The 11,842-nt window shown below is 53.2% G+C and carries 12 protein-coding genes; 5 read left to right on the forward strand and 7 right to left on the reverse strand.

Features of this window, described 5'->3' with window-relative positions; all coding sequences use genetic code 11:
• From IGR76_18750 to IGR76_18765, 4 genes are all read right to left on the reverse strand, one after another.
• On the reverse strand, positions 1–1,978 hold a 1,978-nt coding region (locus IGR76_18750; GenBank protein ID MBF2080496.1), incomplete at its 3' end, for a bifunctional aconitate hydratase 2/2-methylisocitrate dehydratase.
• Between the two features lie 282 nt (positions 1,979–2,260).
• Positions 2,261–3,037 carry a hypothetical protein gene (locus IGR76_18755; protein ID MBF2080497.1) on the reverse strand — a complete coding sequence of 259 codons (777 nt, stop codon included), beginning with the start codon at positions 3,035–3,037 and terminating at the stop codon, positions 2,261–2,263.
• A gap of 20 nt (positions 3,038–3,057) precedes the next feature.
• On the reverse strand, positions 3,058–3,690 hold the full coding sequence (locus tag IGR76_18760; protein MBF2080498.1) for a class I SAM-dependent methyltransferase: 633 nt from the start codon (positions 3,688–3,690) through the stop codon (positions 3,058–3,060).
• A gap of 129 nt (positions 3,691–3,819) precedes the next feature.
• The gene (locus IGR76_18765; protein MBF2080499.1) at positions 3,820–4,437 is read right to left on the reverse strand and encodes a DJ-1/PfpI family protein; all 618 of its coding nucleotides are present in this window, start codon (positions 4,435–4,437) and stop codon (positions 3,820–3,822) included.
• A gap of 14 nt (positions 4,438–4,451) precedes the next feature.
• Here IGR76_18765 and IGR76_18770 point away from each other — a divergent pair, with 14 nt between their 5' ends.
• Positions 4,452–4,787, forward strand: coding sequence for a cupin domain-containing protein (locus IGR76_18770; GenBank protein ID MBF2080500.1), 336 nt, complete (start codon positions 4,452–4,454; stop codon positions 4,785–4,787).
• Positions 4,788–4,888: 101 nt separating this feature from the next.
• Here IGR76_18770 and IGR76_18775 read toward each other — a convergent pair whose 3' ends face one another.
• From IGR76_18775 to IGR76_18785, 3 genes are all read right to left on the reverse strand, one after another.
• Positions 4,889–6,052 (reverse strand): GuaB3 family IMP dehydrogenase-related protein, encoded by a 1,164-nt coding sequence (locus IGR76_18775; protein MBF2080501.1) that lies wholly within the window; start codon positions 6,050–6,052, stop codon positions 4,889–4,891.
• 276 nt (positions 6,053–6,328) lie between these two features.
• Entirely contained in the window at positions 6,329–6,526 is a 198-nt protein-coding gene (locus IGR76_18780) for a hypothetical protein (protein MBF2080502.1), read from the reverse strand.
• Positions 6,527–6,769: 243 nt separating this feature from the next.
• Entirely contained in the window at positions 6,770–7,711 is a 942-nt protein-coding gene (locus IGR76_18785) for a low-complexity tail membrane protein (protein MBF2080503.1), read from the reverse strand.
• Between the two features lie 604 nt (positions 7,712–8,315).
• Between IGR76_18785 and ndhL the strand changes: the two genes are divergently transcribed.
• From ndhL to IGR76_18805, 4 genes are all read left to right on the forward strand, one after another.
• Positions 8,316–8,528 (forward strand): NAD(P)H-quinone oxidoreductase subunit L, encoded by a 213-nt coding sequence (gene ndhL, locus IGR76_18790; GenBank protein MBF2080504.1) that lies wholly within the window; start codon positions 8,316–8,318, stop codon positions 8,526–8,528.
• 9 nt (positions 8,529–8,537) lie between these two features.
• Positions 8,538–8,873: a DUF3007 family protein gene (locus tag IGR76_18795; protein ID MBF2080505.1), complete on the forward strand. Its 336-nt coding sequence runs from the start codon at positions 8,538–8,540 to the stop codon at positions 8,871–8,873.
• Between the two features lie 55 nt (positions 8,874–8,928).
• The gene (gene trpA, locus IGR76_18800) at positions 8,929–9,729 is read left to right on the forward strand and encodes a tryptophan synthase subunit alpha (GenBank protein ID MBF2080506.1); all 801 of its coding nucleotides are present in this window, start codon (positions 8,929–8,931) and stop codon (positions 9,727–9,729) included.
• 383 nt (positions 9,730–10,112) lie between these two features.
• Positions 10,113–11,705, forward strand: coding sequence for a phosphoglycerate dehydrogenase (locus tag IGR76_18805; protein MBF2080507.1), 1,593 nt, complete (start codon positions 10,113–10,115; stop codon positions 11,703–11,705).
• The last annotated feature ends 137 nt before the right edge of the window (positions 11,706–11,842 follow it).

The following is an 11,842-nucleotide window of genomic DNA, read 5'->3' on the forward strand; positions in this document are numbered from 1 at the left end:
TCACGTCCGCGTACTCCGCATCCGCATCCGCTGCCATCAGCGTCGGGTTCGCCAGCCATGCCTCCATCTTGGCCACGCGACGCAGAATGGTACGAGCATCGCCATAGCCTCGCGCCACCATGTTCTTCAACAGAGCGACATTTGAACGGAGATATTCAGCGATCGTTTCTGTGCCCAGTTTGATGGTACAACCCGCGCAGGAACGCTCTGCCGTTGCATCGGTGAGTTCAAACGCCTGTTCTACCTTCAGATCGGGCAGTCCTTCCATCTCCATAATCCGCCCAGAGAAAACGTTCTGCTTATTCTGCTTGGCAACGGTGAGCTTGCCTTCCTGGATCGCCACGTAGGGAATGGCATTTACGATATCGCGCAGGGTCACACCGGGTTGCAGTTCCCCCTTAAAGCGCACCAGCACCGACTCCGGCATATCCAACGGCATCGCACCGATCGCCGCCGCAAAGGCCACCAAACCGGAACCTGCCGGGAAGGAAATACCGAGGGGGAAACGGGTGTGGGAATCGCCGCCTGTTCCCACCGTATCGGGCAGCAGCATTCGGTTTAGCCAGGAGTGGATAATGCCATCGCCGGGGCGCAGGGCCACGCCTCCCCGTGAGGTGAAGAAGTCGGGCAAATCTTGATGGGTCTTGATGTCCACGGGCTTGGGATAGGCAGCGGTGTGGCAGAAGCTTTGCATCACCAAATCTGCACTGAAACCGAGACAGGCTAGTTCTTTCAGCTCATCGCGGGTCATGGGGCCTGTGGTGTCTTGAGATCCGACGGTGGTCATCAAGGGTTCGCAGGAGGTGCCCGGACGGACACCGGGTAGACCGCAGGCTTTGCCGACCATTTTCTGAGCCAGGGTGAAGCCTTTGCCCGTATCGTTGGGAGCCTGGGGACGAGTGAAGACATCCAACGGCTCAAGGCCGAGGGCGGCGCGGGTTTTGTCGGTCAGGGTGCGACCAATGAGGAGGGGAATGCGTCCACCTGCCCGGACTTCATCCAGTAGGGTTTCGGGTTTGAGCGTGAAAGTGGAAATAACCGTTCCGGCTTCGTTGGTGATTTCGCCTTTGTAGGGATAGATCGTGATCACATCTCCAGTTTCCATCTGGGTGACATCACACTCGATGGGGAAGCCACCAGAATCTTCAACGGTATTGAAGAAAATGGGCGCAATTTTACCACCGAGAACGTAGCCCCCGGTCCGCTTGTTGGGTACGAAGGGAATGTCTTCACCCATGTGCCACAGCACCGAGTTCGCCGCAGATTTCCGAGAAGAGCCTGTACCTACCACGTCTCCCACGTAGGCAACGGGATGGCCTTTTTTCTTCAGATCCGCAATCGTATCCAGTGCGCCTTCCATGCGGCTCTCTAGCATGACGAGGGCATGGAGGGGAATGTCCGGGCGGGTCGTAGCGTGGGGCGCAGGAGAAAGGTCGTCGGTGTTGGTTTCTCCGGGGACTTTGAAAACGGTGACGGTAATTTGTTCGGGAACGGTGGGCTTGCTAGTGAACCATTCGGCACTCGCCCAAGCGTCCACCACCTGCTTGGCGTAGTCGTTGGTTTTGGCAAGCTCGATCACGTCATGGAAAGCATCGTAAACGAGCAGGGTTTTACTGAGTCCGGCCGTGGCGATCGCCGCAACCTCAGCATCAGGCAATTGCAAGAGTTCGATCAATGCCTGGACGTTGTATCCTCCCATCATCGTCCCCAACAGTTCAGCCGCGTACTGGGGAGATACAAGGGGACTGGAGACCTCACCCTTGGCGATCGCCGTTAGAAATGACGCTTTAACATAGGAGGCTTGGTCAACACCAGGTGGAATGCGATCGCGCAACAGGTGCAGCAGCATCTCCTCTTCGCCTGCCGGGGGATGTTTGAGCAGTTCACAGAGGGCAGCCGCTTGCTCAGCAGAAAGGGGCAGAGGCGGAATTCCTAGTGCTTCTCGTTCCGCCGTGTGTTTACGATACTCGTCCAGCATGTGACTCTCCGTGAAGTGTTAGAACGTTGCGTTGCTGATCAACTGTCTCATAACCTCAAATAAGGCTGCCACAGCATCAGTCTTAAAAATTTAATCTCTAAATAAACTACCACTTGGAATTACTCGATCATCAGAATCAACGCTGATCACAGCGCTAACCCTCATACTTACTTAATACAGAGTCGTCCTTTCCACAGTAGCGATTTTTGCTGTTGCTGGTGGGGATATCGGTTCAGCCTTATCCCTAGGATGCAAAACCATGACGCGGGTTCCGAGGGATCCCTAATCCTCAAACTCCTCTAAGTCATCTCCCATGCCTTGGGTCAGAAGATCGATCGCATCCCTTTGCGTAAATGATGTATTCCCCATCCAGTGTTGCGATGCCTCCACATGGCGCAACATCAGTGCCAAGTTAAACCCTACTGCTGTCTTATCTTCGTAGACGTGAATCGGAAGTTGCTCAATCTCCGGCAGTTTCTGGTTCGCTTGTGCGTCTAGATATTCCGTGAAGGCGGCTGAACGTTCTTCCACATCCTCGAATTGTTCAGTAATCTCAGCGAGTTTCTGATCCATTGCCTCCATGTCGGGAATATAAACATCCTCCCGCTCGAAGAACTGATCGAACGGAGGTGCAATCTTCTCCCGTTTTTCCACCGTGCCATCAAAGAATCGGTTGACAATCCGCGCATGGGTTAAGCAAGCCGCGTGGGGGTTAATCCGCTTGTGGAAAAAGTCTGCGGCGTAGGATGCCCGCTGAAACGATCGCAGATCCATCAGCATTTTGTCATCGCGAAAGAAGATATCCGCCAGCACCAGGGGACGATAATCTTTGGGGAGTTTGTTGTAACTCACGTCAAAGCGTAGCTTTTTGATCTCTTGATCGTAGAGCCATTGCCAATGATCCGCATTCAAGCCCGGTTGTACACACCGAAGTTTTTTAAACACGCCTTCAACGGTCTTGCGGTTGAAAAGCTGAAAGTAGAGACGCACAGGCTGATACGGTTCACCCGTCCGCGTGTGAATGAGCTGACGCTCGTCGTTCTCTGGATTGAAAATCATGATTTCTTCTCTTGTCTCTATTAACTCTGTTCTGACTTGACTCCCACCAGTAGCGCCATTTCCAGCCACTTCCAGTAGCAATCCACATCCATAAATCCAATCTCTCGAAACCAGCGCAGTTGAGTTTCCACATCGAGCAACTGATTCGAGGGATCTTCATCCTCTGGACGATAGCCAATAGAGCGCATGAAGTGTTCGTGGAGGCGTTGGGTAGGGGAGGCGACGTGTTCTAGGTTGCAGAAAATGCCACCCGGTTCTAAGCGATCGAAAATCTCGGCGTAGAGCGATCGCTTCCGGTCGTCATCCAAATGGTGAATTGCAAAGCTAGACACGATCGCATCAAAGGTGCCTAAATCGGGCAAGGGCTGATCGAGGTTATGATTCACGATCGCCACCGTGGGATCATCCTGAAACCGCTCGGTTACGGCTTCTAGCATCGTAGGCGAAAAGTCGAGGGCGATCCCGTTCACCTGAGGCCGATCGATTTTCAGCAGTCCCAGCAAGCGTCCATTCCCCGTGCCGATGTCTAAAATACGGTTCACGGTTTTGGGGACGTGGTCGAGCAGTACCGCTTCCCCTTCTGTACGGTGGGGAATACTGTCCGCACGGGCGAGATACTGCAAAGCGTGGTCAGTGGATGTCCATTTGTTCATAGCACGGTCTAGGGGATGAACGGCGATCGCCCAGCCCTAAACCGCAGTCTAAAGGCGTGATCGCATTTGAATACTCTTCTGGATACTCTAAAGCAGTTCCAAGAACCAGCCCTAAATTTACAGGAACTTCTAAGCCTTAGAGTAGGCAATAGGTTTGCCGGGATGCCAGTCGTATTCCATTTCCGTTGCCGTGGCGATCGCAGCTTCATCTCCGCACAGTTTATTAACCCCGTACAGCGACATATCAATCCCTGCCGATACCCCTGCGGAGAGAATAATCTGACCGTTATCAACCATGCGATCGCCCTCCCGAACGTCAGTGTTGGGCGCAAGCTGCCGCAGCAGATCAAAGGTGGTGTGATGGGTCGTAGCGGCAAGTCCCTCCAAAAGACCAGCCTTTGCCAACAGCAGCGCTCCGGTACAAACGGATAGCAAGTATTCCGCCGTTTTGGCCTGGGTTTGAATCCAGCTTAGAACGGTAGAATCCTGGAGCAAGGGGCGCGTTCCCACTCCACCCGGAATCAGCACCATATCGGCAGATGGGCAGGTTTCAAAGGAATACATCGGGTTAACACTAAGCTGATTTCGCGCCATCACGACACCCGGAACAGCAGCAACCGTCACCACCTCAAACGGCTTCTGCTCCTCATCCTGTTGAGTCACGCCAAACACTTCTAGCGGCCCACAGAAGTCAAGCACTTCGACATCGTTGAAAATAAAAATGGCAACCCGCCGAGATTTAAGCATTCCCAAATTTCCCTATGAAACGTACCGCTCTTTCCGAACGTCCGGCTGAACCTGTCTCCCACAATCCTGCCATCACTAAGCGCGTAATGCTCCGAAACGACGTTCTTCCCCATCTTACAAATTTCTCCCAGGCCGAGTTTCTGCCCGGTCAAGTCGCTGCTGCCCACGCCCACGCGGATATGGGAGAAGTGTTCTTTGTGGAATCGGGCGATGGGGCGATCGCCATCAACGGCATTGAGTACGCATTAGCCCCCGGAGTTTGTGTTGCGGTAGAACCGGGCGAAGTTCACGAGGTCAAAAATACAGGGGATGTTCCCCTCGTTTTGACCTACTTTGGGATCAAAATCTAGGGGAAGAGTCCAGCGCAGATCAGCGTTAAAAAAATTGCTCGACCTACCCCAATGCAGATCGAGCAATTCTATTTCTAAAGTCAAGCAACGCTTGAGTTGGACTACTTACCCATGCCCAACTGTTGCGCCTTTTGGTATACCTTCCCCTCGGTTAGGAGAGATGGAGCGATGACCACCTCCACCTGCTGCATTTCGCGAATATCCTTCGCACCCAGGGTGCCCATACTCGTTTTCAGTGCTCCGAGCAGGTTATGGGTTCCGTCATCCAGTCCTGCGGGGCCTCGCAGAATTTGTTCCAGGGTTCCCGTTGTGCCGACCTTGATGCGAGTTCCACGGGGCAGGACTGGGCTAGGCGTCGCCATCCCCCAGTGATAGCCACGACCGGGGGCTTCCTTCGCGCGAGCAAAGGGCGACCCAATCATCACACCATCCGCACCGCTAGCAATACACTTACAAATGTCGCCTCCGGTAACCAGTCCACCGTCTGCAATCACGGGAACGTAGCGTCCGGTTTCTTGGTAATAATCTTCGCGAGCCGCTGCACAGTCTGCCACGGCAGTTGCTTGGGGAATTCCAACACCCAATACACCCCGGGAGGTACAGGCCGCACCAGGGCCAATTCCGACCAACACCGCCGCTGCCCCAGCTTTCATCAAGTTCAGCGTGACATCGTAGGTCACACAGTTCCCCAAGACGACCGGAATCAGCATAGAACTACAGAATTCAGCCAAGTCTAGGGGCGTGATCGACTCCGGCGAAAGATGGGCTGTAGAGACGACAGTAGCTTGCACAAAGAAGAGATCTGCGCCTGCTTCTGCGACCACGGAACCAAACTGCACTGCACCCGCGGGCGTAGCGCTGACGGCAGCAATCCCGCCTTGGCTCTTGATTTCCTGAATGCGTCGGGTAATCAGTTCTGGCTTAATTGGAGATGCATATAGCTCTTGCATCAGCGATACAAACTCATCCTTCCCCACCGATGCGATGCGATCGAGGATGGGGTTGGGATCTTCGTAGCGAGTTTGAATTCCTTCCAGGTTAAGAACGCCGAGTGCTCCAAGTTTAGATAGCAAAACGGCCATCTGCACATCGACGACGCCATCCATCGCACTGGCGATAATGGGGATCTCTCGCTCGATACCCCCAATCGTCCAGCGGGTATCCGCTAGGCTAGGATCTAGAGTTCTTGGCCCCGGAACAAGAGCGATTTCATCAATTCCGTAAGCCCGACGGGCGGTTTTGCCCCTACCAATCTGAATGTTCACGCTTCTTTACATCCCCTCTATCTACTTGAATCTCGTTAGGTTCGTTCCCTGCCCCTTGGGGCGAAACACGGGTTGGGGATAATCCCCTAGACTCACACCGTTGATCCAGGCTACCAAATTTTAGCGGCCTTCTGACAAAAACAACGCTGAGAAGAGGGCACGCTGTGTCAGCATACCCTCGCCCTAACGTTCAAGCTGTTCGTCTAAAAGAAATTAATTGGCCGTGCGTTCCCAGGGAAGACTACTCGACATAGGTAGACCTAGGATGAACTACCCCTAGTAGGCTAAGGTCTCCAGCGTTTCGCGCAGATATCGACTTACAAGCTCATCGAGAGTTGTGTCTTGAAGCTGTCCTGCTACGTTTTTCTCGATACGCCAACGCTGAAACCCCGATGTTTTAGCGATCGCCTGCTTGAGGCTATTCCAGGTTGCGTCAGAGTGCATAGACGACTTGTCGGGAGATGTAATAGCCATACCAACCTCGAAGGTGAGAATAAACTGCGACGGACTAGAACCAGTCTGCTTCCACCATAGCGCAGGCCGCCAAAGCTAAAGTGTGCCGTGCTACACGATCGTTGTCAATTTGGGGATGCAGTATCGTAAATCCCTTCAGATTCACTAGATTTCAATAACGGTCTGCTTTTTGCCTAGCGTATTCCCAATTCAACCGCAAATTTCATTGACCGACGTCCTCCAATGGGAGGAGCGAGCCCGTGCTTAATCCGAATTGGCTTCGGGATCTTCATAGCTAGGGGGCTGGCGCAACGGGAAAGCATCCGATGGATCAACGGGGGAGGTTTCTTGGGTGGTGGCTGTCGGTTCGGTGGTGGCGTCGTCTAGGGCATCTGCGAGGGTCTCTGAAAGGCCCGACAGTTCTGACTCAATCAAGTCATCCAGGGTTTCCTGGGTATCAGACTCAGCCGACACTTCAATGACCTCTGTCGCTTGCAGGATGACAACTTCATCCGTTGATCCAGGCTCTTGTTGTGTAGATGCATTCGGTGTGGACGGTTCTGGTGAAGTCGGTACTGGACTGACTGGAGCTGCGGACTGTACCCCAGGAATCGAAGGCTCTGGTAAGGGGAGGACTTGGCGAACGGGAATCCCCAAGACGGTGAAGTCCTTAAAGATTGCTTCGGTGGGATAGGGCTTAACCGAGGCAAAGGCGCGTTTGCTCGTCATCAACACCGCCACAACGCTAGCGGGAACCTGAGCATAGAGATTGGCACCCAAAAATGCGATCGCCGCTACTGCGAGGCCGATCCAGCGATTGTCCGCATTCCAAGGGGAATTTACGGCGGCCACTGGAGCCAGTCGATACAGTTGCCAGAGGGTTGCCACCAACATTCCAGCAGCAAGGGTAGTCAAAATCTTCACCAGCGGCGTTTTGAACTGCCGCAGAATGCGCCGCTGATCATCGGTTAATCGGGTGGGTCGGAGCGCGATCGCCACCAGACTGAAAATGTAAAAGGGCGATCGCCACTGCATCCACAACACCGGAATCACCCCCACCGTAGCCACCAGACCCAACTCGGCAAGCGGTGGCAGGGTAGACTCACCGACAGCTAATCCAAGTAAACAAAAATCGAGCAGTATTGGAACGACGGCAAGTCCCGCAAGGTGAACCCAGAGATATGGATCTGACCAAAAAGAGCGCATAGCCGACCGTGAATAAACATAATGGGGGTGGAGGGACTTGAACCCTCACGACCTCGACGGTCAACGGATTTTCATCCTTTCGCAGCTTTCGCTACTGCCAAACCTGGCTTTAAGGATTGGACCCTCCCTTTACCCTCGGCTTTACGTTAGGGTAGCTCCCGTCGGGCCTCTGCACCTTCCAAGGCGATAAGGTTCAACCTTGGCTTGGCTCAGGATTGCCGTATTGGTCTCTAGATGCAAATCATCCGCTCGACCAACGTAGGTTTCCCTGAATTTGAGAGCGTCCACTTATCGAGTTTCCTCGATAAGGCTCAGTTTTCTAAGTCCGCAGCGTCTACCATTCCGCCACACCCCCATGAGTATGGTTTGTAGACCCTGCCTATCATAGCGCTATTCCTGGTTCTGATTCACGACTGTTACGCAATTTTTTATGCAGAACTGCCAGACCCTAGTTCTGAAGCATGAGCGAGAATATCTAATCATTGGGATTGGGGATACAAATCAGTCGATGCGGGGAGGCGATCGCTGAAACGGAGCCAGAGGGGATAAAATATTAAAAAGTTTGATGAACGCTGTTTTGGAGCGCGATCGCGCCCAGTTGAGCATGACTATCGCACTTCTTCTATACGTCGTATTGGGTGGTACATATCTCCTGGTGATGCCCGCCCTCACCATCTTCTATCTCAAGCAACGCTGGTATGTTGCGAGTTCGATTGAGCGACTCATCATGTATTTCTTCGTGTTTTTGTTCTTCCCTGGAATCTTAGCGCTATCTCCGGTGGTGAACTTTAGACCGCAGCCCCGCCAACTCAGCTAGGAAGGGTGGATGCGACGGATTGACGTTATTGGAATCGGCATTGGTGTCTTTGCAGTCGGTGGTGGCGTGTATTGGGCACTACGGGCATCAGGTTTAGATAGCTTGGATGCCGGAGTGTGGAGCCAAGTCATTTTTACGGGGGGATTGGTGGGCTGGCTGCTCACCTACCTTGTCCGGGCGCTGACCAAAAACATGACCTACAATCAGCAGCTTCGCGACTACGAAGATGCGGTGTTGCAGAAGCGCTTGGATGAGATGTCACCTGAGGAACTAGCGAAGCTCCAAGCTGAAATTGAGGCCGAGAATCAGGCAAGTCCTACCTCTAGTGAATCGACGGGTACCTGAAACCAGTAGAATGGGGAACGGTCAGCACGTCGGCATAGGGAAAAGGTAGGAATTAATGACGTCAGTTTCTCAACGAATGGAGGCTTTGCGCGATCGCGGTCAGTGTGCGCTAGTTCCCTTCATCACAGCGGGCGATCCCGATCTAGCCACCACAGCGAAAGCGCTCAAGATTCTGGATCAAAATGGAGCCGATCTCATCGAGTTGGGCGTTCCCTACTCTGATCCTCTGGCGGATGGCCCGGTGATTCAAGCCGCAGCCACTCGAGCATTGCGGCATGGAACAACCGTTGATCAGGTGCTTGATCTGGTTAAAACCGTGAGTCCAGAGCTTCAGGCACCCATTATTCTATTTACCTACTACAACCCCATTCTCAATCAGGGGATCGATGCCTTCATGCAGCGGATTGCTAACGTTGGCGTGAAAGGTTTGGTCGTTCCGGATTTACCCCTGGAAGAAATTCAGACTCTCCTGGATGCCGCTCAAAAAGCCGAGATCGAGGTTATCCTGCTGGTTGCGCCGACTAGCCCGATGGAACGAATTCAGGCGATCGCCGAAAAATCCCAGGGATTCATCTATCTCGTCAGCGTCATAGGCGTAACGGGGATGCGAACCCAGGTTCAAGGTCGCGTGCGGGAATTGCTGACCGATCTGCGAAGTGTGACCGATAAGGCAATCGGGGTCGGATTCGGTATTTCTCAGCCCGAACAAGCGCGACAGGTGATGACCTGGGGAGCTGATGCCGTTATTGTCGGCAGCGCCTTTGTTAAACGTTTGGCCGAAGGGGCACCGGAGCAAAGTCTTCAGAGCGTCGAGTCCTTCTGTCGCAGTTTAAAAATGGCGATTACCGATTCCTAAAGTCAAAAACTTTCCAAGATTCTGATAGAGCGTTCACGTCTTACAGTAGAATGTGCTTCGGTGTTAGCAATTGCTAAAATGCAACTCGTTGCGTTTTAGATGCTCTTACGGTTCATGATGCGACTGTTTTGGGCAGTGGTGTAACCAGCAGAACTCTCAACTCGTCTAACGGGTGTTCTAAGCCCGGTTGACCGTTCAAGCAAGTTTGCGATCGCACGCTGGGTCGCTTCAAGCAGGCGTTGCGTGGTGCTAGAGAGAACTCCTAGGACAGGGGCTTTTTCTCAATACAAGTAGGTCGCGATTGCGCCGTCGGGAGACTATCTTGCCCGGTTTTAGTTTTGATTCAAATTTCATTGTCTTGTATCACGTCTTAGTCTGTTGTCATGCCTAAAGTTCTTGTCTCCGATCCCATTGACCAAGCTGGAATTGATATTCTTTCGCAGGTTGCCCAAGTCGATGTGCAAACCAAGCTTTCGCCCGAAGAGTTAGTCAGCATTATCCCTAACTACGATGCATTGATGATTCGGTCTGGAACTCGCGTTACCAAAGACGTAATCGAAGCCGCATCTCAGCTCAAAATCATTGGTCGTGCTGGGGTAGGGGTGGATAATGTTGACGTCCCTGCCGCCACCCGTCGCGGTGTGATGGTGGTCAACTCGCCTGAAGGAAACACCATTGCTGCGGCTGAACACGCGGTGGCGATGATGCTATCCATGTCTCGCTACATTCCAGCAGCGAACCAATCGGTCAAAAATGGCGAGTGGGATCGCAAGAGCTTTACCGGAGTTGAGGTTTACAAGAAAACCCTAGGGGTCGTGGGCTTAGGGAAAATTGGTTCCCACGTGGCGACGATCGCCCGTTCGATGGGAATGCGTCTGCTGGCCTATGATCCGTTCATTTCCCAGGAGCGGGCTGAACAGTTAGGCTGCCAACTGGTTGAAGTTGATCTCCTGATTCGAGAGGCCGACTACATCACGCTGCACCTACCGAAAACGCCGGAAACGTATCACCTCATTAACGCGGAGGCGATCGCCAAAATGAAGCCTACGGTGCGAATTGTCAACTGTGCGCGTGGCGGCATTATTGACGAAGCAGCCCTTGCAGAAGCCCTCCGAGAAGGGCGAATTGCGGGTGCAGCCCTCGACGTGTATGAAGAGGAACCCTTGGGTGAATCTCCCCTGCGATCGCTCGGTAAGGAAGTGGTGCTGACCCCACACCTGGGAGCATCCACAGAAGAGGCTCAGGTTAACGTTGCTATTGACGTGGCGGAGCAAATTCGGGACGTATTGTTGGGACTACCCGCTCGCTCGGCAGTCAATATTCCCGGTCTGCGTCCAGAACTTCTGGAAAAGCTGCGCCCTTATCTTCAGTTGGCCGAAACCCTTGGCAACTTGGTTAGTCAATTGGCTGGCGGTCGGATTGAATCGCTGAATATCGGTCTTCAGGGTGAATTGGCGTCTAGCGAGAGCCAGCCTGTGGTGGTGGCGGCACTCAAGGGACTGCTTTCCCACGCTTTGCAGGAACGGGTCAATTACGTCAACGCCACCATTGAGGCCAAGGAACGCGGTATTCACGTGGTGGAAACCCGCGACTCTTCCATCCGGGACTACTCTGGCTCCCTGCGCCTGGTTGCAGTGGGTAGCAATGGTAAACATTCGGTCACGGGTGCGATTTTGGGCGATAACGAAATTCGGATTACGAACATAGATGATTTTCCGATCAACGTGCCGCCTAGCCCCCACATGCTGTTTACGCTGCACCGCGATATGCCCGGTATCATCGGTCGGATTGGCTCACTCTTGGGTCACTTCAACGTCAACATTGCCAGCATGCAAGTCGGACGCAAGATTGTGCGCGGTGATGCCGTGATGGTGCTGAACATTGACGATCCGCTGCCGGAAGCCGTGCTGTCCGAAATCCTGAAGGTTGACGGAATTCGGGATGCCTACACCGTGACCCTATCGAACAATAATTAGGACGGGCGATCGCTCAGTGACATCCTGCTTTGGTTGCGAAGGCAATCAGGAACGTTCTATCTGGTTTTTAGGTAGAACGTTTGTACCTGGTCACCGCAATAAGAATTGTTAATGAGAATGGCTGAAGCAGCTACATT

Source organism: Synechococcales cyanobacterium T60_A2020_003, from assembly GCA_015272205.1.
Taxonomy (GTDB): domain Bacteria; phylum Cyanobacteriota; class Cyanobacteriia; order RECH01; family RECH01; genus JACYMB01.

Bases quoted from the DNA above. Each gene is read 5' to 3' on its own strand.
- IGR76_18780 (MBF2080502.1), bottom strand. From the start codon at position 6,526: ATGGCTATTACATCTCCCGACAAGTCGTCTATGCACTCTGACGCAACC.
- IGR76_18785 (MBF2080503.1), bottom strand. From the start codon at position 7,711: ATGCGCTCTTTTTGGTCAGATCCATATCTCTGGGTTCACCTTGCGGGA.
- IGR76_18755 (MBF2080497.1), bottom strand. From the start codon at position 3,037: ATGATTTTCAATCCAGAGAACGACGAGCGTCAGCTCATTCACACGCGG.
- IGR76_18805 (MBF2080507.1), top strand. From the start codon at position 10,113: ATGCCTAAAGTTCTTGTCTCCGATCCCATTGACCAAGCTGGAATTGAT.
- IGR76_18770 (MBF2080500.1), top strand. From the start codon at position 4,452: ATGAAACGTACCGCTCTTTCCGAACGTCCGGCTGAACCTGTCTCCCAC.
- trpA (MBF2080506.1), top strand. From the start codon at position 8,929: ATGACGTCAGTTTCTCAACGAATGGAGGCTTTGCGCGATCGCGGTCAG.
- ndhL (MBF2080504.1), top strand. From the start codon at position 8,316: ATGACTATCGCACTTCTTCTATACGTCGTATTGGGTGGTACATATCTC.
- IGR76_18765 (MBF2080499.1), bottom strand. From the start codon at position 4,437: ATGCTTAAATCTCGGCGGGTTGCCATTTTTATTTTCAACGATGTCGAA.
- IGR76_18760 (MBF2080498.1), bottom strand. From the start codon at position 3,690: ATGAACAAATGGACATCCACTGACCACGCTTTGCAGTATCTCGCCCGT.
- IGR76_18795 (MBF2080505.1), top strand. From the start codon at position 8,538: ATGCGACGGATTGACGTTATTGGAATCGGCATTGGTGTCTTTGCAGTC.